The following is a 23999-nucleotide window of genomic DNA, read 5'->3' as shown; positions in this document are numbered from 1 at the left end:
GTCATCCAGACCTTTGGTTGTGGGACTCTTGGACGATTCAGTCGGGGGAAGGGCACTTGCATCTATACTGTCTGGCGCTCAGTCGGACGGACTTCGATGGATCACCAATCCTGCCGCCGCAGCGCAACGACCATTCCTTTCATATTCGGCATTTCCGTTCAGCCGACAATGGTCTCTCGTGGCGCGATCAAGGTGTGGCGATCCAGCCCGGCGGCGCGTCCGATGGCGCAGATGCGTTCAACGTGTGGAGTGGTTCTGCCATCATGGGAAAAACGGGCCAAACCCTCTTCGGATATACCGGGGTCCGTGACATCTCCCCGGCGCGAACTTTCCTCCAGACTATTTGTGTAGGGGCAGGCCCAACACCGGATGCCATGACCACTGTGCCTGCTGCCGCGATCAGTTGTCCCCTGCGCGACTATGACCAGATCACCCGCCTGGGGTTTTATCTGGGGCCACTGGATAGACTGGGTGACCGGGCTGGGGAAGAGGGCGGTCCCATAATGGCTTGGCGCGATCCGTTCCTGGTGCGGGATCACAATGACGAACTCAATGCCTTCTGGTCTGCCAAGATCGGACCAACGAGGCCTGCCATAGCGCGCGCGCGACTCACGGAAGGGCCGGCTGGCGTCTCGATGACGGAGTTGCTGCCTCCGATCGAACTGCCCGACGCAGCCGAATATACTCAGTCTGAAGTCCCGAAACTCTATCACGACAAAGCATCGAATCTCTGGCTACTCCTCGTATCAGCTTGCAATCGCCAATTTGAAGGCCAGCCTGATAGCGAAGTTGAGTTTCAGCAAAGACTGTACACATCAGCATCATTGGATGGGCAATGGGAGTCAGCGCTGGTGTCTGGCAGCGTGCTGACAGGCCTTGATGGCATGTTCGGATGTAGTCTTGTGGACCATGATCTTGTGGCGGGTACGTTGAGCGTACTCGGTCCGTTTACTGAGCAAGCGGGCCCGGAGAAGCAGCTGAGTTTTCCGCCAGTGCGAAACATTTCTCTGACTTTGGTGTCTGGTCCAGCAGCGTAGCCTAGCGCGATCCACCGCTTGATTCACGAATGATCAGCTGCGTGGGCGTCAACTCCGACTTGGCAGTCTCACCGGCCAGTTGAGCGAGTAGTTTTTCCACCATCAGTTCGCCGCCACGGGCTATGTTCTGGTCAATTGTCGTGAGTGACGGGGTTGCCATACCAGCTTGTGCAATATTGTCGTAACCGACCACAGCTACATCATCTGGCACAGAAATGCCGCGTGCATTGAGCGCCAGCAAAGCGGACATTGCCAAAACATCCGAGGCGGCAAAGATGGCATCAAATTTCTTGCCCGAATCCAAAAATTGAAGAACTTCCTCGAACGCATTTTTCGCGCCGAATTCAATGTCCAGAGTCAACGTATCGTCCCAGCGTACGCCACGTTCGTCATGTGCCTTGAGAAGTCCATTGTATCGCAGCTGGACCTCAGGAAGGCGACCCGGCCCCAGGAACAATATACGTTTTCGAGCAATCGAAAGGAGATGGTCACCCGCAAGTCGACCGCCTTCGACATTGTCACTTCCGACAAGTGTGTAATTTAGGTGACCAGCGTTGCCACCCCAGACAACGACTTTGCGACCCAGCGGTCCAAGCTCTTCAAGCCGTTGCGACATGCCTGCCTGGCCGATCACGATCAGGCCGTCAGCTTTACCCGTCTGCAGCAGGCGGCGTTCCGCGATTGTTTCGTCTTCACGTGGAATACTCACGATCAGGTCATAGCCATTTTTTGAGGCGGCCTGACTGACCGCTCCGACCATTTCCAGATAGAAGGGGTCTGAGATAGTCTGGCCAGATTCCGGTCGAAGCGGGATGACTATTCCGATTGCCTCGGACGATTGGCGCCTAAGATTTCGCGCCGAGGCATTGACTGCATAGCCGGTCTCGGCCGCGATATCGAGGATCAGACGCTTGGTCTTTTCCTTCACCAACGGACTATCGTTCAGAGCGCGCGAAACCGTCGAGACATCAACCTCGGCCAACTTGGCGAGCTCTGCCATAGTCATCTTTCGGTGCGACTTACTTGCGTGCTCGCTCATGTCGCCTGAATTCCTCTCGTCATGACGTCTTGTTCTCTGCAGCCTGAATTGCCGATTAAACGGGCATATAAGGACCGATGTGTCCCGCACACAGGGCGAATTATCCATTATAAATCAAGCTGAGTCACAAAGGGAATAGCGAGACCTCGAAATTATGTGATCTTGCAGAAGTAACTGTGGGAGTGGCTAGCACCTCGTCCTGAAAAGATGGGAACCTGCCAGTGTGAATGGCAGGCTCCGAAAAGGACTGGCTGTCTCAGCTACAATGCAGGAGGCAATCAGAAGCGGTATCTGAGAGTTGCAGTCGCGGAGGTGCCGTTGATCGAGCGGGCAACGATGACATCTGCAGCACCATCGCCATCGGTGTCGAACACTCGGCCGTTCTCGGCTTCTGTGAACAGGACTTTGTCAAACACGTTGTTCACGCCAACGGACAAGGTAGCCTGTTCGGTGATGTCCCAATCAGCGAAGAAATTTGTAATCGTTGCGCCGGGCATCACATAGACGTTGTCATCATCGACATATGTGTCCGTGGTGCCGGTAAAGTTCACTCCGATGCGCCCCAGGCCGTCGATCGTGTAAGTTGGTGTAAGGGACCAGATCCAATCTGCCTGACGGCGCGGCGTGTTTCCGATATTGGCAGGCGCGGTATCGCTATCGTCTATTTCGGCATCAGTGAAGGTCACCGATCCTGCCAGGTCCAGGCCGCCATAACCATATTTGAATTCAGTTTCGATTCCCTGCGAGACATAGGTATTGCCCAGCGCCGTCATGGTCGTGATTTCGTAATTGTCCTCTTTTGTCTCTGCATTGAAATAGGTGACATAGAGGTCAAGCTGTCCCGGAATGGCGTCACTGGATTCTTGCCATTTCACACCTGCTTCGAATTGTTCCGTCTCATCGACATATGTCTCTTCACCACCAGGGACGAGTCCGCCACCTGCATTTAGCGAATTGAACAATTGCCGCTCGCCATTGAAGGCCGCACCGTCGCTGTAGCGTCCGAATACGGAGAGTGTATCTGAAACCAGATAGTTCGCACCGAGAGTGAAGGAGGTGTGGTCTACCTCGAAGTTGGCGATGCCACCTTGGCCAGTATTGAGCGATACCATCATTTCCGGGGCGTCAATAATGCCGTCGCCATCTACATCAAATGCGCCGCCAGCACCTTCGGTGCGTGTGCCGGTTTGCTCTATCGTGTCGAAGCGCACTGAACCGTCAATCGTCAGACCGTTATCAAGTGCCCAACTTCCTGCAACAAAAGGTGCGCGGGCCTGATATTCGAGGTCATAATTGCGGTTGGTGCCCGTCCAACCGAACGCTTGATTGTAGCCAAGAATTCCATTGTCGGTGAAGCCATTCACGTCGATCAAAGCCGCATTGGTGTCGGTTGATGTCAGGAACCGATTCCAGTGCCAATCCTGAACGAACTTCTGATTCATGAAGAAGTAGCCGGCTGTCAGGTCCAATGAAGAGCCTTCAAAGGCCAGCGATTTGGAGGCGCGCAACTCGCTCGCGAAATTGCTCATATCGTCGAGGTCGGTGTTGAAGTAGGCAACTTCCGAGATATAGGGGTTGCCCGTCGCGGCCGCCAGCGATGCGGAGGTCACCGGATTGCCCGCGCCGGGACCGTTGAAGAAGCTCCCTGACGCGCCGCCATAAGTGGATGCCAGAACAGTATCGGCATCGCCCACAAAGTGCGTGAAAGGAGCGTTGAAATAGCCTGAGATGTCTTGGTAACGGGCCTTGGCGTCCAGATTTATTCCTGCACCAATATCGAAGTTTACCTCAACACCTAGAGACTTGATTTGTGTGCGGATGCCATCTGCAAGGTCGTAATTGTTGACGGTATTGTTGCCATCAACATCGCGTCCATTCCGAATGTAGGGGCTGTGCAGGCTGTCATTCGTCGCTGAGAAGCCAGCGATGCTGTCGGTGACTTCATCACCAGACAGACCAGCAGCTTGTGGCATGTATGTCGCGTCGGCTTTGTCCAGCCACTTCGAGTTCACGCGTATGAAGCCGTTCTCGAATTCCTTGGTGAGGCTGGCGCGAATTTGACCGCCACTGACCGCATCAAAGCCAAGATCACGATAGTCTCCACCTTGTTGCCAATGGCCTCCAACATGGAAGTAGACAGTGTCAGTCAGCGCGCCCCCATACTCGAATTCTCCCCGGTAATCATCATGATCGAGTCCCGTGCTGAGTGCGATCGAACCACCTTCTGTGCTTCCAGTTTTGGAAATGAAGTTGATGATGCCGCCAGGGCCGTTTGTGGTCAGCGTAGAGGCCGTACCGCCCCGAACTGACTCAACGCGGTCAAGTGTACCGTCCACTTTGTAGAAGCCATCGGCTGGCGCGAAGTCGAAATCTCCGAACAACAGTATCGGCAGCCCGTCTTCCTGAAGGCTCACATACTTTGCCCCACCTGTGGATAGCGGCATTCCTCGGACCGCTATATTGGAGTTACCGCCGCCGGCGGAACTCTCGGCACGAATGCCGGGCAGGGCGCGAAAGATTTCTGCGGTGCTGCGCGGGGCGGTCTTCATCAGCTCGTCTTGATTGAGACTGCTGACAGAAATGGAGCTGTCGAGTCGGTTTTGACCGCCTGCCTTCACGATACCGGTCACGATGACGGTTTGTTGCCGAGCCTCTGCTTCAGTTGAACTCAGAGATTCCTGGCTGAACGCGGTGCCATTCGCCAGGGCAAATGCGCCAGCACCAAGCAAAAGTGTATTGCGAACAATCGACATGACTTTTTCCTCCCTATCACTGCTGGTGTGTGCACCAGTCGATTTCTAGACCGGCACGTCCCGGTTGGCTCTTCATAATATCAAAATACAATCGATTGCAATACATAAATACAATCGATTGCAATGGGTTCACCAAGGGAAGAGTGCGAATGAGACGATAGTTGAAGAGAAACGGCGCACTTCTTGCTCTTTTCAGTTTACAGCAGAATTTCGCATCGGTGCAATTGCCCATCCTTGGAAGTTAGTCATGACAACACGCAAACTCCTGGAGTCCAGACCAAAGATCATGGCACGACTTCCGTGGTCCGCGAAACATCGCGAACGCCTTCAAGAGATCTTTGCGCCTGCTGAACTGGTTTTCGTCGAGCGAGAGGATCAAGTCGCCATCGACACGGCTCTCCAGACTTGCGAAGTCGCCCTGATTGATGGCGTGATGGATGATCGCTATCTTGCTGCGCCCAAGCTGAAATGGGTGCATTGCGACCAGTCTGGCCTCGATGGTTATGCACCACAGAGGCTGAGTGACAGCGATCTTGTTGTGACTTCTTCGAAGGGCCGGTCTGGTCCGGTGCTCGCTGAACACGCTGTCTTCTTCATGCTCTCGCTCGTGTACAGGGCATCGACCCTTGCGCGCGCCCAGCGGCGCCGCGTCTGGGGCATTCAGGATCAAGATACCTTACGCGGGCTAAATGGCCGAAGCATATCCATCATAGGCTATGGGGCGACAGGAGAGTGCCTTGCCCGTCAATGCCAGAGCTTTGATATGAATATCAGGGCATATCGGCGGAAAGATATTCCGGCCAAAGTCCCGGGCGTGCAAATGTATAGCGCTACGCGCGGGGATAGCTTGCTGGATGCTGTGCGGGATTCGGATTTCGTGGTGATGTGTGCGTCGCTCAATGACCACAGCTATCGAATGCTGGGGGCGCGTGAAATTGCTGCGATGTCGCCGGGAAGCTATTTGATCAATGTTGCGCGTGCACAGCTTGTCGATGAGGGGGCAATGATCTTGGCATTGGAGTCCGGACACCTGGCAGGCGCGGGACTGGACGTAACAGACCCCTACGAGCCGCTTCCTCCATGGCATCGGCTTTGGTCAGCGCCAAACATAATGATCACGCCGCATTTCACACCGCAAATGCCGGATCGAACTTCCCGCACGCTGGATATAGTCGAGGAAAACTACGCCCGGTACTTGAAGGGAGACGACCTGCTTCATCGTTTCTCGAGAGATGATGTGTTCTCGTGTGCCCCTGAAACCAGACAGTTTCGCGGACGCCACCGTCTGTTGTCAGCCTGGAACAGATTCGGGCGTTGGATTGGCTAATTGGGATTGAGGCACAGATGGTGACGGATCCGGCCTGATAAGGCGCCGAGACGCCAAGGCGGAAACAGCTTCACAGACCAAGTCAGTTGTCGCAACGGTAATTCGCCACCCAGCCAGTTTTTGAAGTTTCTTGAAAGGGAAAGCGTGACGCTTGTGGTCGCGCAAAAAATTCTCCTGCCTTTCGAAGTCATGCGACAACCCCCATTTATCGTAGAAATATCTCTCGGCACGCATGACTCGGCCACGACTCCAGCGAACGCAGAAATAGGGTCGATCTCGCCAGGTAAGCTTCTTGCCAACTGCGTAGGCCACAACCGACGCCGGTTCGTAAAAGATCTTCCAGCCTTTCTTGCGCGCCATCAGTGCCATGTCTATTTCGTCGGTGAACCCAACAAGGTTCGGATCAAAAGGCCCAATGTCACGGATCATTTCTGTTCGCGCCAGAACAACATGAAATTCGGTGCAACCTGTTTGCTGCCGAACGAGGTCGTTCTTGGTGGCCAGGTAAGGTTGATGTTCGAAACCATGACGGCGGTGAATGGTTTTGCCATTCTCACCCTCGTCAATCTCGAGAATGCCGCCAGCATGATGAATGCTGAGGTCCGGCATTCTGGCCGCTGGTCCAACCAGAATAGTGGGGGTTACCAGTCCTGCGCCGGTTTCATCTGCACATTGGATCAGAGCGTCCAGCCACGCGGGCTGAAAAACAACATCATTGTCGATGAATGCTATGTACTCGGTGTTTATGAAAGGCAGCGCCGTGTTGCGAGCATCGTTGGGCGTCAGGAACCCGTCCCGCCGGATGTAAGTGTGTCCCCGCGTTTCCACTTCGGTCTTCAAGACACATGCTATTTCTCGCGGCGTGCCCCCGTCGATGTAGACCATTTCGAACGGTGTATCTGTGACGTCAAAGCAGGACTTCAACGACATCTCAGCCTGTTCGAAACGCTCTCTCGGTGAAACGACAATCGTTACACGGGCAATTTGCGAAGGCGTGATTTCGTTGTTCATTTGTGCGAATTTGCTTTCTTTTCGAGAAAAACGACGTTCAAATACAGTGAATCGTGGGGAGGTGACTAGAAAAACATGAGCATCCTCATGCGATTTTCATACCGAAATCTGGAAGAACATCAATTTCTTTGGCTCAAATATTGCGCTGTCCGGATTATCATTCCTCTTGCATGTCGTTGAGTTCCAAGCATTTACATGACTTCTGTTGCCGCTCCATCCGTAACCGTAATTCTTCCGACCTTTAATCGGGCCCATCTGATTGCGGAAAGTATCAATAGCCTGTTGGCGCAGACTTGGCCTATTGAAGAGATCATTGTTGTTGACGACGGCTCTACCGACGAGACGGATCGTGTGGTTGCGGCGTATGAGCGGCAAGTCAGGTACTTGAAGAAGGCGAATGGTGGAAAACTCTCAGCCCTGAATGTTGGACTCACTTGCGCAAGAGGCGACCTCATCTGGATCATGGATGATGACGACATCGCACCTGTTGATGCGCTAGAGAACCTAATCGCACCTTTCTTGGAGAGTCCGGAGACAAATATCTCGTATGGTGCGTTGCAAAAATTCTCCGTGAACGCGAGCACCGGTCGGACCGAGTATGTAAAGACGTTCCCTTACCCGCCAGAAGACGGGCGATCATTCTTTGTGCATGTGCTCGAGGATTGTTTCATCACCGGCCAACCGTGCTTGCTTGTAAGGAAATCCTGCTACGAGGAAATCGGTCCGTTGCCTGAACATATAACGGTGTCAGAGGATTATGCGGTACTGATAGAACTCGCGCGCCTCTATGACGCGCGTCGGGTCGATGCGGTGACGCTGCTCCAGCGGCAACATGAGGGCCCACGCGGTCCGAGTGATATCCGCTATGCCGCGGATACACGATATGCCCGTTGGTGCGCTGCAGACACTGGATTAATGGAGCGAATACTGCCGACACTTTCGCTGGATGAGCTCCGTGGTGGTCAGGGTGATCCGTTAAACGCTCGCCAGGCCTTTTTTCAGAAGGCAGTAATCGCGGCGCGCAAGAAGTTGTGGCCCAGTGCGATAGAGGCACTCCGCGGAGCCGTGAACGCTGATCAATTCAGTCCGCTCAAGCCATTGGAAGGCCACATCCTTGGCGGCCTGCTTGGATGCAGGTATGGCCTTGATGAACTGGTAGAGCATCCGGAATGGATGGACCGGGTCAGAGATGTCCTAGCACCGCTGGAAGATCGGAATGAAGCCTTGTCACGGATTGCGGGGTTGCTGACTTATCGAATTCGCATCCAGCTGTCGGAACGTGATTTCAAGCGCGCCCGGGCGTATTGGGGGCTTTTCTGGCGCCTGACAGGTGTGCGACTGGGGGTCCGAACCGGGGTCTCTCGACTGGCCAGCGCAATCTGAAACATGGCGTATCCTCGCGCAGGGTATTTATGCGTGGAAACAACCCTGATCCGGCTTGTCTGTCCTAACGACACCCCGTCTACTTGCCTTGTAAGCAACTGCGGCTCGCCAACCGCAGCAAGACTGAATTTGGAGGATGCGCAACATGCCAGGCACCAACCTGCTGTCGAACATTAAGATTGCGGACATGACCACGGTCATTTTCGGTCCCTATTGCACGCAGACCTTGGCGGACATGGGCGCAGATGTCGTCAAGGTAGAGCCGAAGGGAGGAGATGACTTCCGCAATGTTGGCAAGCCTGCAAACAATCGCAGCATGGGGCCATGCCATTTAACGATTAATCGAGGCAAGCGTTCGGTCGTCTGGGATTTGAAATCTGAACACGGCAAGGCCGCGATCAGGAAGCTGATCGAGCAGAGCGATGTCTTCATCCACAATATCCGCCCGGATGCCGTTGCGCGCCTCGGCCTGACTTTCGAAGAGGTCCGTACAGTCAAGCCCGACATTGTCTATGTCCATTGTTTGGGCTTCGGATCGGACGGCCCCTATGCAGGTCGCCCTGCCTATGATGACCTGATTCAGGGTCTGTCGGGCGCAACCATGCTGCTGCCCAAGGTCGACGGAAACGAGCGACCGCGCTTTATTCCAACCGCCTTCGCAGACAAGGTTTCCGGAATGCACGCAATGTATGCAACGCTTGCGGCACTTCACCATCGCGACCGCACGGGCGAGGCAGTCCATGTTGAAGTACCAATGTTCGAATGCGTAACGCACTTCCTGTTGGAGGAGCATTTCTATGAGGCTGAGTTCGATCCACCGGTCGGACCATTCCTGTATCAGCGTCAGGTTGACCCCTCTCGTCAGCCGCTCAAGACGTCGAATGGCTGGATCGTAATCGCGCCATATGTCGACGCACGCTGGATCAAGCTTTTCGAGGTCATGGGCGCCCCGGAAGAGTTGCAAGACGAGCGCATCGCCGATCGAAAGGGGCGGTTTTTCAATCAGGACTATATGATGTCGCGCGTACAGGAATATTTCGACAAGCAGACTACGGAGTATTGGATTGACGCGTTGGGCAAAGCAGATATTCCGGCGGCCCGTGTGAACGATTTTCCGGATTTGCAATCAGACCCGCATCTTGTGGCGACAGGCTTCTTTCAACGACGCGAGCACCCGACGGAAGGTCATTATTGGGAAACGCAGCCACCCGTCACTTTTCGAGGCACGCAGCAGCGAGAAATCGCTCCGGCTCCAAGAATTGGCGAACATACGGAGCTCGTATTGTCCGAGTTGGGATTGGGGATTGACTAGGTCCCGCCATCTACCGAAATCACGGATCCTGTGGAGAAACTGGCCGCGTCGCTCAATAGATAAAGGGCAGCCGATACGATTTCTTCGGGGCGTCCAGGGCGACGAAGGGCGTTATCCGCTGTTTGGCGGGCTTCGTCGGTCCATGCGTCCGCAATATCGGTCAGGAAGGGGCCTGCGCAGATACAGTTTACACGAACGTGCGGCGCATACTCCTTGGCCATGCCAATCGTCATCGCGTTGAGACCAGCCTTGGCCGCGCTGTAAGGAACGACTTGGGCCAGCGGCTGGAGGGAGGCAATCGAAGAGATGTTGAGAATGCTGCCAGAGCCCTGCGTTTTCATCTTCTGACCGATGATGCTGGCCAGACGATAGGGTCCTTTCAGGTTCAAGTTCAGCACACTGTCATACAGACTTTCGGGCATCTCATGGCTCGGCATACGCGGCCCCATGCCGGCATTGTTTATCAAAATGTCGACGCGCCCGAATTCGGCGTATGCCGCTTCGATCAGCTTATCGATCTCGTCCCATTTCCCGCAATGTGCACCTACGGCGAGAGCACGCTGACCCATTGCCCGAACCTCTTCAGCCACCGCTTCACAGGCATCCACTTTGCGGCTGGCTATGATGATATCTGCGCCGCGTGCAGCAAGCGCTTTTGCCATCTGGTATCCCAGTCCGCGACTGCCGCCGGTAATCAGGGCAACCTTGCCTTCGAAATTCAATAGTGGATCGTTCATGGCTATCCCTCCAGTATTTTTGGAGAGCTTAGTGCAGTTGCGCCTGTGCGCCAGCACTGTCCTCGGGGCAGGCGATCAGAGAAATGCCTTCAAGTCGCCCATGAATTGTTCGAACTTGTCATGGTGCAACCAATGACCGGCATCCTTGTAGAGTTTGACGGTCGCCGTGTTGAACTTCTCGATCCGGCCATCCTCTGCGGGGTTCGATGCCCAGCTTTTTTCTCCATAGAGCAGCAAAGTCGGACAAGTGATTTCTCCCCACAACTGCTCCACATCTTCCTGCGCCATATCGTAGGGCGGGAACGTGCGAAAATAGTTGTCGAATTTCCACGACCATGTGCCATCTTCATTCTGGCTGATCCCGTGCAGGGTCAGGTGTCGCGCCTGCTCGTCATTGAGATAGCTGTTTTCATCCTTCATGCGCGTGTATGCTTCTTCGAGGCTGCCATACTTTTTTGGCGTCCGCCCGGCCATGCCGCGCTTGGAACCGATCCATTCGCGCATGCGCTCGCCGATCGGGCGTCCAAACCGCTCTTTCAGCATTTTGGGGGAGGGGCCCAGACCCTCAATGGCCACCAATTTGCGTACATTCTCTGGATAGATGCCGGAATACCGCAACGCGATGTTGCCGCCGTAGGAGTGGGCAACAATCGTAACCGGTGCGAGTTTTTTCTGATGGATGAGTTGAGCAAAATCGTACAGGCAGGCCCGCGCGGAATATTCGCCATCGGCCGACCAAGCGCTATCACCATGCCCTCGCAAGTCGGGGGCGATGACATGCCAATCCTTGCGAAGTTCCTGGGCAACCCAGTCCCAGCTACGGCAGTGGTCTCGTCCGCCATGCAAGAGAATCAAGGGCGGAGCGGTTTCATTGCCCCAATCCACATAGTGAAGACGAAGGCGTTGCGAAATATAGGTTTGGGAGGTTGGTCCATGTATCATCTGGCTATAGTTTCGGGCCTCGCCAAGCTTGTCCAGTCTCTCCGTAGCGGCATGCGCCTCTGGCGACGGCTAAACGAGTGAAACAGCTTTTTCGCCAAGCAAGGACAGAGGTGGTGACAGCAATGCATGGGCGATACACAGGCAAAGCTCGAGAATATTTTTCGCCTAAAGGGAGAATGGTAAGAGCATATTAAAGCTTCCACCATATATTTTTTTGGCGTGATTATGGTCAGAATGGATGATCGGAATCTGGGGAGCGCACTGGGAGGGGCAGCGTGAAAGCGGTCGCTAAGCATCTAAGAGAACACGATGTCGCACGCATCAAGCGTGCCGCCAAACTTGGAGCGGCATTGCGCGAAGCCTATGCGGAAGTTCTCGCGGAGCCGTGCCCACAATCCATGTTGGATCTTTTGGATGAGCTGCGTGCTCAGGAATCAAAACAGACTAAGCGCAAGGACTGAAGACGCTTGGCCTCAGCCAAATTGTTGAGGGATATCTTCCTCGAAAATCAGCCTGTCTGCACGATCCAAACGCTGCTTGGCCAAGCACTTGACCGCTTCATAGCGCTTTTGGATATCGTCCGTCGCCAACATCTGTGTTGATGACTGTTCACTCGATTTTTGCAGCGACTTCAAGGTCCTGTTTAAGAGAGGTAGTCTCCAGACCATCACCATCCTCCTGCTTCAAGGTTGTTCGTTCGGAACCGAAATTCCACACAAATACACACCTTTTCCGCCTGAGGCTGGAACGTCTATCGCGTCGCCTTTCGCCAAATCGTGACGGAATAAGCCAAGACTACCCCGAAATCCGCCAAGAGGCGAGTTACTTTTCTATAATTCACTCCAAGCGGGATAGAGCGGTCCCTATATGGGCTGCATCTTTTGCTTTGGAGCCAAGAGGCGAGTTGCCTAACGACGACCGGTCGGATTGTCCGGCGTGGCTTCATTGGTGCGTGGCAGCTGAACCGCGCCGATCGTACCGAAGATCTGCTCCCAGAAGCCAAGCTCCCGGCCGCGAGTTGGCGTTTCACGCGACGCATAATTCACGATCTGGCCAGCATCCTGATCATATTCGACGACTTCTTCCACCTTGTCGTCTTCCCCAAAGCGTATGGCGACGACGCTGCGTGTTTTCACCTTCGGGTTCAGATACGCAATGCGCTCCTGAAGTTCGGACATGTAGATCCAGGTGTTCTCGTCAAAGATGCTGGTGGTGGAGGGCGACCCAAGTTGGGCCAACACGCTGGAGCGAGTATCTTCGCCTGGCTTCATTTCGCGCGGCTGAGCTTCGTCCGCCACATAGCCGTGATAATCGCGCGATGGCGTCAAGCAAGCTGTAAGGGGCAGAGCCAGTAGTGACAGTGCCAGTATCGCACATCGCGACATAGGACTACTCCTGTTAATTCGTTCTGAAAGACCTAGCTGTTGGTGGCCGGTCTTGGCAAGCGAAGGAGTGCAGGTGTGGTCGGGTTTCGCAATCTCTGGAGTGGGCGCGGGGGCACGGTCCAGGCCTCAGCCCACATGCTCTACACAGACCTCGCCGCCGCCGCGCTGCAGCCGGTCTTGTACGAGCAGGGGGCGGCGCGGGACACATTCGAGGGCCGTGCTGCGATGATTACGGCAAGCGCGACATTGGTCATACGACGATTGAAGCACATCGACTCGGCCCGCGCACGAAAGACCGCCGAACATGTGAATCGTTTGGTGCTGGATGGTTTTGACGCAGCGTTCCGCGAATTGGGGGTCGGTGATTCGTCTATTGCTCGCAAGGTTCGAAAACTGGCGGAGCTGCACTATGGTCTCGGCAAGGCCTTGATGGAGGCCATGAGCGTTCCTCATTCGGAGATCCATCAAACCGTGTCTGAATGTGCCAAACGAAACGGGATAAGCGCGCCGGGCCGGGAACCCCTGCTTGCAGCCTTTTTGTTACACAATGCGACGTGCTTTGCCGCTGCAACGGACGATGATGTGCTCGCCGGCAAATTGTCCTGGCAGCTGCCGGGTCAAGATTAGCCATCGTTCACATCCCCGGCGTTGCCAATGTCAGAGGCGCGCCGTAAACACCGAAAAGTATCCCGAACGAACTGGTGGAGCACGAAAGCCCAATGGCCCAAGGCCTAATACTGGCAATTGACGCAATGGGGGGCGACCAGGCCCCCGATGTGACGGTCGCGGGCGCAGAGCTCTTTCTTGCCGCGCGTCCGGATGCCTCCGTGCGTCTGCATGGCGACGAAGCTCAGCTGAAGCCGCTCCTGTCCAAACCGTCGGAGCGTATCGAAATTGTTCACACCGATCTTCATGTGACCAGCGACATGAAGCCCAGCCAGGCCCTTCGGCGCGGCAAGGGATCTTCAATGTGGAATGCTATTCATGACGTTAAAGATGGCCGCGCGAGCGCTGCGGTTTCGGCGGGCAATACGGGTGCCTTGATGGCAATCTCCATGCTGGTCCTGCGCAAGATGGATGGCGTGCACCGTCCGGCAATGACAGCGGCGTGGCCGACTCTTCGGGGGCGGAGCGTCGTGTTGGATGTCGGCGCAAACCTTGAAGCGGACGCGGCACAACTCGTTACCTTCGCGATTATGGGCGAAGCTTATGCACGAGCCATTCTTGGCATCGAGAAGCCGACCATAGGTATCCTCAATATCGGCTCCGAGGAGATGAAGGGGCATGACGAGATCCGTGAGGCGCACGAATGGTTGCGCAATTCCGGGCTCGACCTTGCCTATCATGGCTTTATCGAAGGCGATGACATTTCATCGGGTACCGTCGACGTCATCGTAACTGATGGTTTTACCGGAAATGTCGCGCTCAAGGCTGGCGAAGGCGTTGCCCGTATGTTGGGAACACGCGTGCGTGAAGCGCTGACAAGCAGCGTCCTGTCCAAGATCGGCGCATTGCTCGCCATGGGTGGTTTGAAAGGTCTGCGAGAGCAGATGAATCCGAGCAATGTAAATGGCGGTGTGCTATTGGGCTTGGGCGGCGTGTCGGTAAAAAGTCATGGCGGCACAGACAGTAGAGGCTTTGCCAGGGCTTGCGAGTTGGCAGCCGATCTCGCGGCAAGTCACTTCAGGGATGAGGTTGCGGCCAATCTCGAGAAAATCAGAACGAAAGGTATGGCGGCCGAATAGGCCGTCCTATTGATAGGCAAGATATGGCGCGGCGCAGTTTTATCCGTGGAACCGGCAGCTATCTGCCAGAGAAGGTCCTGACAAATGAGGACCTGTCGAAAATGGTCGAGACGACCGACGACTGGATCGTGGAGCGCACCGGAATTCGACGTCGACATATTGCGGCTGACGGCGAAGTCACGTCCGACATTGCGGCCGCAGCGGCGAAACGTGCGCTAGAGGCTGCAGGCCTTCAAGCGAACGATATAGACCTGATCGTGTTGGCCACCACCACGCCCGATCAGACATTCCCCGCGACTGCCACCGCTGTTCAGGCCAAGCTCGGCATGGATCATGGCGCAGCTTTTGACGTTCAGGCGGTATGCTCAGGTTTCCTGTTCGCGCTCGCGACCGCCGATTCCATGCTTAAGCAGGGCCTGTTCAATTCCGCGCTCGTGATTGGAGCCGAAACCTTCACGCGCATTCTGGATTGGTCAGATCGGGGAACTTGCGTTCTTTTCGGCGACGGCGGCGGTGCGGTCGTGCTGCAAGCTGAGGAGTGGACTGGCGCTGATTATGCCGGGATAATCACACATCATATACGGACCGATGGTACGAAATCCGATCTGCTGTATGTAGATGGTGGTGTAAGCTCGACGGGAACGATCGGTCACGTGCGTATGGAAGGAAACAGGGTATTCCGCCATGCTGTCGCCAACATCTCCTCGGCGATCCAGGCCGTGCTGGATGAAACTGGTCTGAGCTCTGAGCAGATTGACTGGTTTGTACCTCATCAAGCCAATAAGCGCATTCTCGACGCCGTGGCGAAACGGATGAAAATTGATGATGAAAAAGTCATCATCACGGTCGACCAGCACGCCAACACATCTGCAGCGTCCATTCCGCTCGCGCTGGATCATGCCGTTCGAACGGGCCGCGCTAAACCGGGCGACTTGATTCTTTCGGAAGCAATGGGCGGTGGATTTTCCTGGGGTGCGAGCCTTTTCCGCCTCTAGCCTGATCCTCAAAAATCAGCATTATCAAAGAACTGACGCAACGGTTTCGCTAGGGATCCGTTAACGAAACGCGTTTAACCATTAACCGGAGCGGGAGAATCCCATGAGCAATCAGACCGTCACCAGGGCAGAAGTCACGGATGCCATCGTCCGCGAAGTCGGTGTGACTCGCCAAGAGTCTTCGGACTTGTTGGACAGAACGCTGGAATTGATCGGGTCGGCTCTGGAAACTCAGGATGAGGTCAAGCTCTCTCGCTTCGGTAATTTTGTGGTGCGATCAAAAGCGCCACGGGAAGGCCGCAACCCGAAAACCGGGCAGGAAGCTGTCATCGCCGCGCGCCGCGTCGTCACCTTCCGCCCTTCACCAATGTTGAAATCATTGGTGGACCACAAATAGTCAGGAAGGATCCCTCATGTCGGCAAACCGAGCCCGCGTCACCAAATCAGCTCAGGCATTCCGTTCGATTGGCGAGGCTGCAGGCGAGCTTGGGCTCGAGACACATGTGATCCGATATTGGGAAACCAAATTCACCAAGGATGTCCGTCCGATCAAGCGCGCCGATGGTCGCCGCATGTTCCGTCCGCAGGACTTGGATGCGCTCCGGGCCATCCAGACTCTCGTGCACGAAAAAGGAATGACGCTCAAAGGTGCCAAGGCATTGCTTGCCGAGCAGGGTGTCCCAGCGGTCCTCTCCGGAGCAGCAACGCTCGGCACGAGCCCGGCGCGCGAGCTTCAGAAAAGCGTGGCAGACGCGTTCCAGGCGGATGTGGCGGGTGAAGTATCAGGCGATCCCAGAGAGCGCCTTCAGGATACATTGGTCGAACTGAAAGACCTGAAAGCTCGGCTCGACGCGGTTCGCCAGACTCGCGCAGCCTGAACCCACATAAGACATGGGTACAAGCCGCCGGTGTCGGAGCGTGGCGCAGCCCGGTAGCGCACTCGCCTGGGGGGCGAGGGGTCGTAGGTTCGAATCCTATCGCTCCGACCATTCATCACCCAATCCAATCAGGGGATTGAATTGGGCGTGAAGTGGCGGCATCCGGGCCGGACTATTCTTCTTTAAAATCCACACCATCAACTTTGCCCATGGCCGCAAGAGCGAAGGCATAATCGAGCGCGATATCCTTCAGGCCTTCGAAGCGACCGGATGCACCGCCATGGCCGCCTTCCATCTCGATGCGCAGAAAGTAAGGGCCAGCATCGGGCGCATCGTGGCGCAGGCGTGCAGCCCATTTTGTGGGCTCCCAATAGGTGACACGCGGGTCCGACAGGCCGCCAGTGATGAGCATGGGCGGATATGGCTTGTCGGCTACATTGTCATATGGGCTATAGGCCATGATCGTGTCGTAATCTTCGGCGGACGTAAGTGGGTTGCCCCATTCCGGCCATTCCGGCGGCGTCAGCGGCAGGCTTTCGTCAGACATGGTATTCACAACATCGACAAATGGTACGGCTGCGATAATGCCGCCAAACAGTTCCGGGTCCATGTTTGCGACCGCACCCATGAGAAGTCCTCCGGCAGATCCGCCATAGGCAACGATGTTGCCTTCGGACGTATATTCCTGATCGACGAGATAATGTCCGGCCGCGATGAAATCCTTGAACGTGTTCGATTTCTTTTCGAGCTTGCCGTCAAGATACCATTGATACCCCTTGGACATGCTGCCGCGAGGATGCACGATCGCATAGATCACGCCGCGGTCCACAAGGCTGAGCCGGCTGGTGCGGAAGTCAGCTGGGTAGGTGATTCCGTATGAACCATAACCATAGAGCAGCAGCGGCGCCGATCCATCAACGGGAGTGGATTTGTGGCGCAGTAGCGTTATGGGCACCTCCACCCCGTCCCATGAGGGCGCCATCAATCGCTCGGCAACATAGTCTTCGGGGTTGTGACCGGATGGCACTTCCTGCGTCTTGCGAAGCGTGCGTTCACGTGTGTTCAGGTCATAGTCGAATACCTGGTCCGGCGTCGTTGGGGACGAATATTCAAATCGCAGGATTGGCGTCGCAAAATCATATCCGCTGTCGAGGCCCAGCGAATATGCCGCCTCCTCGAAATTGATCCTGTGGCTGGAGCCGTCCTCACGCGCCCGAATGACAATCTGTGGCAGGCTGTTCTCGCGCTCCATGATGGCGAGAAAGTCCTTTTGAGGTTGTATTCCCAGGATCAGGGTGCCCGGCCGGTGTGGAATTACTTCTTCCCACGCATCGCGACTGGTCGACTCCATCGGGGCACGCATCAATTTGAAGTCTACGGCACCGTCGAGATTGGTATAGATGTAGAACTGACCGTCCCAGTGAACGACATTGTATTCACTGTCGGTCTGGCGTGGCGCGATAATTCGGGGTGCCGGATCTGCCTCGTCGGCGGGGAACCAGTAGACTTCAGACGTCGTATGGCTGGACGCTCCAATGAATATTACTTCTTCGCTCGCACTCTTGTTGATGCTGAGAAAGACTCCTGGATCATTCTCCTTGTAGATCAGTGTGTCTTCACCAGTATCGAGGTCTCTTTGCCAGACTGAATCCGGCCTCGCATTTTCATCGCGATGGATCCAGTAAATCCGCTTTCCATCTGCGCTCCATTCAAACGGTCCATAGGCATTCTCAATGCTGACGCTTTGATCTTCGGCAGTTTCGATATTCTTTAGACGAATTGTATAAAACTCACTGCCTTGCGTATCCGTCGCATAAGCGATCAGACTGTGGTCCGGTGAGGTATCAATACCGCCGAATGAGAAATAGTCCTCTTCCTTTCCAAGTGCGTCCCCGTCCAAAAGGATGGTTTCTTCAGCATCGGGGTCAAAGGCCTTTTCGGCAGGTTTTCTGGCTATAATCGGATACTCGCCACCCTCACGGTAGCGGGTGTAATATGCGTAAGGACCGTTAATCTCGGGAACCGAGCTGTCGTCTTCCTTGATGCGTCCTCGCATTTCCTTGAAAAGTTCATCGCGCAGGGCAGTGGTTGGAGTCTCAAGTGCTGCCTTTGTGAAAGCGTTTTCCGCTTCGAGATAGTCGCGGATATCCTGGCGCAAGACGCTTGGGTCGCGCATGACCTCTTGCCAGTTCTCATCCTTCATCCAGTGATAGGGATCGTTGCGGGTCCGCCCAACCTGCGTGATTTCATGATCAATGCGCGGGGCAACTGGCGATGTGAGGGGCGCCGCCGCTTGCGCATTCGGCGATGAGGTGTCGGCCTGGGTCAGTTCTGGGGGAGGGGTTTCAGTCATGGTGCATCCGGTCGTAAGCGCCATCGCGGCAGCGCTGATCATGAAAAGGGGAAGGAGGCGCATATCAAAGACTCCGAAGCTGTGAGCAAGCCTCGATAGGACCAGCTGCTTCTGATCGTGTCTAGGCCTGTTTGGTCGGTTTGAACTCAAGAACGACGCCGTTGATGCACCAACGTTCTCCGGTGGGCGGCGGCCCATCCTTGAAAACGTGTCCCTGATGCATGCCGCAGATTGCACAATGGCATTCAGTGCGCGGCAAGATCATCTTGAAGTCGGTCTTGGTCGCAACCACGCCTTCGCTTGCTGGCTGCCAGAAACTCGGCCATCCCGTTCCAGACTCGAATTTGTGCTCAGACGACCAGAGCGGCGTATCGCACCCCTTGCAGTGAAAGAGTCCCTCGCGGTGTTCGTCATTGTGATTGCCGGGCGTGAAGGCACGCTCGGTACCTTCTTTAATACCGACGCGATATTCCTCTTCAGTCAGTATCTCGCGCCATTCGCGGTCGGACCGCTGAATCCTGGCTTTTGTCATCATGAGCTCCATGAGAGTATTCGCGTATCATATAGGCGGTTCGGAGCATCACACCATGATAGGTGATGCAATCTGGAGGGAAAGCGGCAAAGAAAAAGGGATCGCCGGAGAGCAATCCCTTGAATGGTTTGGGAATGGGCGTTGAAACTAGCCGTACAGAACCGTAATGGATTCTGCGACCAGCGCGGGGCGCTCCTGGCCTTCGATTTCCACCGTGGCTTCCATCTTCATCTGCTTGCCGCCAGCCTTCGGCTCAACCGACAGGCATTTCTGGCGCAGGCGCACCTTGGAGCCGACCGGCACCATATTCGTGAACCGGACCTTGTCGGAGCCGTAATTGATGCCGCGTGTCGTGCCGGAGACGCGCAGGACTTCAGAGCCCAGCATTGGCAGCAGCGACAGGGTCAGGAAGCCGTGCGCAATGGGGCTGCCGAGTTCCTTCGTGGCGCGTTCGACATCCACATGGATCCACTGATGATCGCCCGTGGCTTCGGCAAACATATTGACGCGATCCTGATCAATTGTGTGCCAATCGGACACGCCGACTTCCTGGCCAGCCAGGGATTCGAGATCGTCATATGCAACTGTGCGTGGGTCCGCCATGTTTTCCTCCAATTAGAAATTTTCCCTGTTTTGGCGTGCGATTGACGTCTCGGCAAGCTTGACCGAGCGGCAAGTGCAGATTGTAGCAGAGCAGGTACCGGCTGAGCTGCTCAGGATCGGAGGAAATAAGCGAGGCGTTCCACGAGCCGGTTGGTGTCTTTGTCATTCGTGAAGAGGTGCTGAGTGATGCGCAACCGGTCGCCTCGGCAAGACACAAAAATTCCTTCGGCCTTCAGGCGTGCCGTCAGGTCTTCGGGCGCAGAGTCCGGCAGTAAGGGGCAGAGATAGTGGGGGCCGCGCTCGGCCTCTGGAGGGCACAACACTCCAACTGAATTGAGCCTTTGCGACAGGTCGGCATTGCGGGCGCGAAGCGTGCGCTCCACGTTTTCGACGCCCCAATCCAGAATTGTGCGAACGGCGCTTTCGAAGGCTGGAAGTAGTGCGAAATTCGAACGCTCCCCCATGTCAAACCGTTCGGCCCCGGCTCCGAATTCGTCAGAATAGTCAATCAACCTCGCGAAATTGGAGGCGCCTTTCCGGTTGATCCAATTCTGCTCCAATGGACGGCCCGATCTATGTTTTGGGGCCGCATATAGGAAGCCGGTCGCATAGGGACCGAGCAGCCATTTGTAACCGGCGACTGCCACGAAGTCGGGTTGAACATTTTGCGTATTGAAATCCAGTGCACCGCAGCTTTGGGTCAGGTCCAGCACGAAGGCGGCCCCATAATTCCGGCATTTTTTGCCGACCGCCGCGACATCGACCAATGCACCGTCGGTCCAGCGAATATGAGCGCAAGCCACAAGTCCGGTATTGGGCCCGATTTCGTTGAGAAGACAGTCGGACAGAGTCGAACTGCCCGTGCGGGTGATGGTTTTCAGCTGGGCGCCGGTAGACTCCGCCAAGGCGCGCCACACGTAAACATTCGAGGGAAACTGGTCCTCCAAGACAAGAATTTCCTGACCTTCTGCCAAGCTTATGTTGGCGGCAGCCGTGGCTAGCGCGTAACTCACAGATGGGACAAAGGCGATGCCGTCGGTGTCAGCATGGATTAACTGGGCCAGTAGGGGACGGAGGCGCGCAGTATCCGCAAAGAAGTCTGTGTCCTGAATAGACCAGGGCCGCAGCTTCCGGGCCAGTCCGGCTTTACCGGCTTCGACCGAGGCTGTCGTCATCGGTCCCATCGTTGCTGTGTTGAAATAGGCAACATCGTCCGGGATATCGAACAAATGGCGCTGGTTTGGAATGACGCTCATATTTCTTCCCTAGCGTGAAAGAAAAATGAGGGGAAGCGCCTCCATATTCTGCTCAGCCTAAACGATGCGACTTTCTTTTTTGCCCCAATAACGGTCACGGATCAGTCGCTTATACAGTTTTCCGGTCGGATGCCGGGGCAGCTCGAGGTCGAAATCCAGACTTTTGGGGCATTTGATCTTTGACAGCTCGCCTCGGCAGAATTCAAGCAGTTCCGCGGCAAGCTCATCTGATGGGGCTATCCCCGGCATTGGCTGGACGATGGCCTTTACAGATTCTCCGAATTCTTCGTCGGGCACCCCTATGACCGCAACATCGGCGACCTTGGGATGAGTGATCAGGACATTCTCCGCTTCTTGCGGATAGATATTCACGCCGCCTGATATGATCATGAAGGCCTTGCGGTCGGTCAGGTACAGAAAGCCATCTTCGTCGACTTTGCCAACATCGCCGAGAGACGACCAATCGGGATGTTTTGGATTAAGTGCAGAAGCATTTTTCTCAGGATCATTGTGATAGTTTGGCGGGGTGGTGCCACCGAAGTAGATCTGGCCTTCACTGCCAACCGGCACTTCATCCCCGTTTTCATCGCAGACATGAAGTTCGCCGAAAATAGCGCGCCCCACCGTACCTTTGTGCTCGAGCCATTCGGCGCTCTTGGCCCATGTCATGCCGTTGCCTTCCGAGCCTGCATAGTACTCATCGATGATCGGCCCCCACCATTCGATCATCTGCTCTTTTACAGGGATCGGACACGGCGCGGCTGCGTGAATTACGAATTTCAAGCTTGTGACGTCGTAGGATTTTCGGACGTCCTCCGGAAGTTTCAGAAGCTTTACGAACATGGTTGGGACCATCTGAACATGGGTCGTCTTGTGAGCCTGCACGCAATCAAGAAAGGCTTCTGGATCGAACTTTTCCATCACCACCAGCGTGGCGCCAAGGCGTGTGAACGTCATGCACCAGCGGAGCGGGGCAGCATGATAGAGTGGAGCTGGTGAAAGATAGACGCTGTCTGGTCCTGCAGCTGCCATTCCTCGTGTAATCTGAAGCAGGACATTGTCAGCATCGATAGGCATATCCCGCTCGAGTGGCGGACGAATGCCTTTCGGTCTTCCCGTTGTCCCGGAGGAATACAGCATGTCCGTACCGGCCATCTCGTCCGCGATGGGCGTCACTGGAAAGGCCGATTGAAGAGTCTCCAACCGCTGGAAACCTTCGATGTCACCATCAATGGACCAGAACTGATCAATGCCGACCAGTTGTTTCGCTTGCTTTGCGATATCGCTTTTTCCGGCGCTGGCGATCAGGAGGGAGCTGCCGGAATCCTCGATGATATATTTTACTTCAGGCGCAGTCAGGCGTGACGATACGCACACAAAATACAGGCCTGAGCGTTGAGCGGCCCAACAAATCTCGAAATAGCGCGCCGAATTCTCTGCGAAAAGCGCGATTGTGTCGCCGGGATTCAGGCCGGCGTCGCGAAATGCGTGCGCAATCTGGTTTGATCGTTCATCCAGTTGTTTGAAGGTTACGGTTTCTCCGGAGGCAGCCATGATATAGGCGGCCTTGTCAGGATGGGTCTTCGCGTGGTGGCAGGGATGCATATTTTCCTCCTGATATCGGCAGCGCTTCTGGTGAGCGCGCTCGACGGTCTGGAGGCGTTTCTAGCGGGACATTCGCATTCGTCCACGGGCAACGTCGCGTCAGCCGGGTTTATTCGGGAAAGCCTGGTGTTCCGCGTTTCTCGGGATTTTCCTGCAGATAGGCGTGTTTGAGTTCAGTCGAGCGATTGTGATTGCCTTCCGGGCACCAGCCGGGTTCGCTTACCAGGCGTCCGATCCAGCGATGAGGGCGAAGCCCGTCGGAGGCGCAATCCTTCAGGATCGCGAAGAATTCGTGAAACGCGATGACGAAAGGATTGTAGTTGTTCAGGGGCTTCACAACGCCATAGATTGGCTTTTCGTTCTCCAATTCCGGCACGAAAGTCCCGAACATCTTGTCCCAGATGATGAACACGCCGGCAAAATTTGTGTCGAGATACCTGGCATTGGTCGCGTGGTGAACCCGGTGGTGACTGGGCGTATTGAACACTGCTTCAAACCAGCGTGGCATCCGGTCGATCGCTTCAGTATGAATCCAGAACTGGTAAAGCAGGTTCAGGCCACCCACGAAGAATATGACATAGGGATGAAAGCCGATGACGACCATGGGCAGGCCGATCCAGATAAGTCCGGTCAGTGGGCCAAACCAGGGCTGACGTAGTGCGGTGGTCAAATTGTAGTGCGTAGAGGAATGGTGCGTTACATGCTCCATCCACCACCATCGGGCACGATGTGCGAAACGGTGTTTCCAGTAATAGATGAAGTCATAAAGGACGAAGCCGATAATGGCTGACACGGCCGTGAACGGGAGCGTGAAAACCCGGAATGGCCAGGCGATCAGCATCATCCAGACGGCGAGTGTCCCAGTGAGTGTATTGATGACGACATTGCCCAGCCCCATTGTGAGGGAAGCGAGTGCATCCTTGGTGTCATATCTCCCCGCAGCACGCCCGGACTTCACCGCCCACCATTCCAGCGCAACTGACAGGATGAATATTGGCGCGGCGAAGGTTGTTACGGCGGGCAGGGGGTTGAATTCCATCGTGTGGGGTTACCATCCTTGAAAGTATCAGTTGAACTGCGCCTTCGATGGCGCCCTCGTCACCCGT

The 23999-nt window shown here is 55.4% G+C and carries 22 protein-coding genes and 1 tRNA gene; 11 read left to right on the top strand and 12 right to left on the bottom strand.

The window, feature by feature from the left end; all coding sequences use genetic code 11:
• Nucleotides 1-56 precede the first annotated feature (56 nt).
• Nucleotides 57-1037 carry a hypothetical protein gene (locus tag L53_RS11230; RefSeq protein WP_156947903.1) on the top strand — a complete coding sequence of 327 codons (981 nt, stop codon included), beginning with the start codon at nt 57-59 and terminating at the stop codon, nt 1035-1037.
• A 1-nt stretch (nt 1038) separates the two neighbouring features.
• On the opposite strand, the gene L53_RS11225 is transcribed toward L53_RS11230, so the two are convergent.
• Nucleotides 1039-2076 carry a LacI family DNA-binding transcriptional regulator gene (locus tag L53_RS11225; RefSeq protein WP_198019798.1) on the bottom strand — a complete coding sequence of 346 codons (1038 nt, stop codon included), beginning with the start codon at nt 2074-2076 and terminating at the stop codon, nt 1039-1041.
• Nucleotides 2077-2354: 278 nt separating this feature from the next.
• Complete coding sequence (locus L53_RS11220; protein ID WP_051607865.1) at nt 2355-4829, bottom strand: TonB-dependent siderophore receptor; 2475 nt, start codon at nt 4827-4829, stop codon at nt 2355-2357.
• A gap of 247 nt (nt 4830-5076) precedes the next feature.
• On the opposite strand from L53_RS11220, the gene L53_RS11215 reads away from it, so the two are divergent.
• A complete protein-coding gene (locus L53_RS11215; protein ID WP_051607864.1) occupies nt 5077-6156 on the top strand; it encodes a D-2-hydroxyacid dehydrogenase in 1080 nt (359 codons plus the stop codon).
• Here L53_RS11215 and L53_RS11210 read toward each other — a convergent pair.
• Nucleotides 6121-7167, bottom strand: a complete 1047-nt coding sequence (locus L53_RS11210; RefSeq protein WP_034815412.1) for a glycosyltransferase family 2 protein — start codon at nt 7165-7167, stop codon at nt 6121-6123. The two genes, L53_RS11215 and L53_RS11210, sit on opposite strands and share 36 nt — an antisense overlap.
• A gap of 195 nt (nt 7168-7362) precedes the next feature.
• Between L53_RS11210 and L53_RS16460 the strand changes: the two genes are divergently transcribed.
• A complete protein-coding gene (locus tag L53_RS16460; protein WP_051607863.1) occupies nt 7363-8550 on the top strand; it encodes a glycosyltransferase family 2 protein in 1188 nt (395 codons plus the stop codon).
• A 145-nt stretch (nt 8551-8695) separates the two neighbouring features.
• Nucleotides 8696-9862, top strand: a complete 1167-nt coding sequence (locus L53_RS11200) for a CaiB/BaiF CoA-transferase family protein (RefSeq protein ID WP_034815705.1) — start codon at nt 8696-8698, stop codon at nt 9860-9862.
• Here the strand turns inward: L53_RS11200 and L53_RS11195 are convergent.
• Nucleotides 9859-10599 carry an SDR family NAD(P)-dependent oxidoreductase gene (locus L53_RS11195; RefSeq protein WP_034815410.1) on the bottom strand — a complete coding sequence of 247 codons (741 nt, stop codon included), beginning with the start codon at nt 10597-10599 and terminating at the stop codon, nt 9859-9861. The two genes, L53_RS11200 and L53_RS11195, sit on opposite strands and share 4 nt — an antisense overlap.
• 75 nt (nt 10600-10674) lie before the next feature.
• A complete protein-coding gene (locus L53_RS11190; protein ID WP_034815408.1) occupies nt 10675-11541 on the bottom strand; it encodes an alpha/beta fold hydrolase in 867 nt (288 codons plus the stop codon).
• Between the two features lie 275 nt (nt 11542-11816).
• Between L53_RS11190 and L53_RS11185 the strand changes: the two genes are divergently transcribed.
• Nucleotides 11817-12002, top strand: a complete 186-nt coding sequence (locus tag L53_RS11185; RefSeq protein ID WP_034815406.1) for a NepR family anti-sigma factor — start codon at nt 11817-11819, stop codon at nt 12000-12002.
• A 447-nt stretch (nt 12003-12449) separates the two neighbouring features.
• On the opposite strand, the gene L53_RS11175 is transcribed toward L53_RS11185, so the two are convergent.
• A complete protein-coding gene (locus L53_RS11175) occupies nt 12450-12926 on the bottom strand; it encodes an outer membrane protein assembly factor BamE (RefSeq protein ID WP_034815402.1) in 477 nt (158 codons plus the stop codon).
• Between the two features lie 75 nt (nt 12927-13001).
• On the opposite strand from L53_RS11175, the gene L53_RS16455 reads away from it, so the two are divergent.
• The 6 genes from L53_RS16455 to L53_RS11145 all read left to right on the top strand — a co-directional run bounded on the left by L53_RS16455 (nt 13002) and on the right by L53_RS11145 (nt 16655).
• Nucleotides 13002-13553 carry a ubiquinol-cytochrome C chaperone family protein gene (locus tag L53_RS16455; protein ID WP_156947902.1) on the top strand — a complete coding sequence of 184 codons (552 nt, stop codon included), beginning with the start codon at nt 13002-13004 and terminating at the stop codon, nt 13551-13553.
• Between the two features lie 92 nt (nt 13554-13645).
• Entirely contained in the window at nt 13646-14671 is a 1026-nt protein-coding gene (gene plsX / locus L53_RS11165; protein WP_084333377.1) for a phosphate acyltransferase PlsX, read from the top strand.
• Nucleotides 14672-14694: 23 nt separating this feature from the next.
• Nucleotides 14695-15666 (top strand): beta-ketoacyl-ACP synthase III, encoded by a 972-nt coding sequence (locus tag L53_RS11160; protein WP_034815400.1) that lies wholly within the window; start codon nt 14695-14697, stop codon nt 15664-15666.
• A 103-nt stretch (nt 15667-15769) separates the two neighbouring features.
• A complete protein-coding gene (locus tag L53_RS11155) occupies nt 15770-16063 on the top strand; it encodes an integration host factor subunit alpha (RefSeq protein ID WP_034815398.1) in 294 nt (97 codons plus the stop codon).
• Nucleotides 16064-16079: 16 nt separating this feature from the next.
• On the top strand, nt 16080-16544 hold the full coding sequence (locus tag L53_RS11150; RefSeq protein ID WP_051607861.1) for a MerR family transcriptional regulator: 465 nt from the start codon (nt 16080-16082) through the stop codon (nt 16542-16544).
• Between the two features lie 34 nt (nt 16545-16578).
• Nucleotides 16579-16655: transfer RNA gene (locus L53_RS11145), tRNA-Pro, on the top strand.
• Nucleotides 16656-16716: 61 nt separating this feature from the next.
• On the opposite strand, the gene L53_RS11140 is transcribed toward L53_RS11145, so the two are convergent.
• From L53_RS11140 to L53_RS11115, 6 genes are all read right to left on the bottom strand, one after another.
• Nucleotides 16717-18960: a S9 family peptidase gene (locus tag L53_RS11140; protein WP_233347770.1), complete on the bottom strand. Its 2244-nt coding sequence runs from the start codon at nt 18958-18960 to the stop codon at nt 16717-16719.
• 58 nt (nt 18961-19018) lie between these two features.
• Nucleotides 19019-19429: a peptide-methionine (R)-S-oxide reductase MsrB gene (msrB, locus tag L53_RS11135; protein WP_034815689.1), complete on the bottom strand. Its 411-nt coding sequence runs from the start codon at nt 19427-19429 to the stop codon at nt 19019-19021.
• Between the two features lie 147 nt (nt 19430-19576).
• Nucleotides 19577-20032 (bottom strand): MaoC family dehydratase, encoded by a 456-nt coding sequence (locus tag L53_RS11130; RefSeq protein WP_034815688.1) that lies wholly within the window; start codon nt 20030-20032, stop codon nt 19577-19579.
• A 110-nt stretch (nt 20033-20142) separates the two neighbouring features.
• The gene (locus L53_RS11125) at nt 20143-21288 is read right to left on the bottom strand and encodes an aminotransferase class V-fold PLP-dependent enzyme (RefSeq protein WP_034815396.1); all 1146 of its coding nucleotides are present in this window, start codon (nt 21286-21288) and stop codon (nt 20143-20145) included.
• Between the two features lie 57 nt (nt 21289-21345).
• On the bottom strand, nt 21346-22893 hold the full coding sequence (locus tag L53_RS11120) for an acyl-CoA synthetase (RefSeq protein WP_034815394.1): 1548 nt from the start codon (nt 22891-22893) through the stop codon (nt 21346-21348).
• A 109-nt stretch (nt 22894-23002) separates the two neighbouring features.
• A complete protein-coding gene (locus L53_RS11115) occupies nt 23003-23932 on the bottom strand; it encodes a sterol desaturase family protein (RefSeq protein ID WP_034815392.1) in 930 nt (309 codons plus the stop codon).
• Nucleotides 23933-23999: the final 67 nt, after the last annotated feature.

This window comes from Hyphomonas sp. L-53-1-40 (genome assembly GCF_000682775.1).
Taxonomy (GTDB): Bacteria; Pseudomonadota; Alphaproteobacteria; order Caulobacterales; family Hyphomonadaceae; genus Hyphomonas.
This window is presented reverse-complemented; position numbering and strand designations above follow the sequence as displayed.

Coding starts and splice junctions, on each gene's coding strand:
- L53_RS11115 (WP_034815392.1), bottom strand. CDS start 23,932: ATGGAATTCAACCCCCTGCCCGCCGTAACAACCTTCGCCGCGCCAATA.
- L53_RS11215 (WP_051607864.1), top strand. CDS start 5,077: ATGACAACACGCAAACTCCTGGAGTCCAGACCAAAGATCATGGCACGA.
- L53_RS11140 (WP_233347770.1), bottom strand. CDS start 18,960: ATGCGCCTCCTTCCCCTTTTCATGATCAGCGCTGCCGCGATGGCGCTT.
- plsX (WP_084333377.1), top strand. CDS start 13,646: ATGGCCCAAGGCCTAATACTGGCAATTGACGCAATGGGGGGCGACCAG.
- L53_RS11220 (WP_051607865.1), bottom strand. CDS start 4,829: ATGTCGATTGTTCGCAATACACTTTTGCTTGGTGCTGGCGCATTTGCC.
- L53_RS11190 (WP_034815408.1), bottom strand. CDS start 11,541: ATGATACATGGACCAACCTCCCAAACCTATATTTCGCAACGCCTTCGT.
- L53_RS11150 (WP_051607861.1), top strand. CDS start 16,080: ATGTCGGCAAACCGAGCCCGCGTCACCAAATCAGCTCAGGCATTCCGT.
- L53_RS11195 (WP_034815410.1), bottom strand. CDS start 10,599: ATGAACGATCCACTATTGAATTTCGAAGGCAAGGTTGCCCTGATTACC.
- L53_RS11200 (WP_034815705.1), top strand. CDS start 8,696: ATGCCAGGCACCAACCTGCTGTCGAACATTAAGATTGCGGACATGACC.
- msrB (WP_034815689.1), bottom strand. CDS start 19,429: ATGACAAAAGCCAGGATTCAGCGGTCCGACCGCGAATGGCGCGAGATA.
- L53_RS11160 (WP_034815400.1), top strand. CDS start 14,695: ATGGCGCGGCGCAGTTTTATCCGTGGAACCGGCAGCTATCTGCCAGAG.
- L53_RS11175 (WP_034815402.1), bottom strand. CDS start 12,926: ATGTCGCGATGTGCGATACTGGCACTGTCACTACTGGCTCTGCCCCTT.
- L53_RS11120 (WP_034815394.1), bottom strand. CDS start 22,893: ATGCATCCCTGCCACCACGCGAAGACCCATCCTGACAAGGCCGCCTAT.
- L53_RS11130 (WP_034815688.1), bottom strand. CDS start 20,032: ATGGCGGACCCACGCACAGTTGCATATGACGATCTCGAATCCCTGGCT.
- L53_RS11210 (WP_034815412.1), bottom strand. CDS start 7,167: ATGAACAACGAAATCACGCCTTCGCAAATTGCCCGTGTAACGATTGTC.
- L53_RS16460 (WP_051607863.1), top strand. CDS start 7,363: ATGACTTCTGTTGCCGCTCCATCCGTAACCGTAATTCTTCCGACCTTT.
- L53_RS11125 (WP_034815396.1), bottom strand. CDS start 21,288: ATGAGCGTCATTCCAAACCAGCGCCATTTGTTCGATATCCCGGACGAT.
- L53_RS11155 (WP_034815398.1), top strand. CDS start 15,770: ATGAGCAATCAGACCGTCACCAGGGCAGAAGTCACGGATGCCATCGTC.
- L53_RS11225 (WP_198019798.1), bottom strand. CDS start 2,076: ATGAGCGAGCACGCAAGTAAGTCGCACCGAAAGATGACTATGGCAGAG.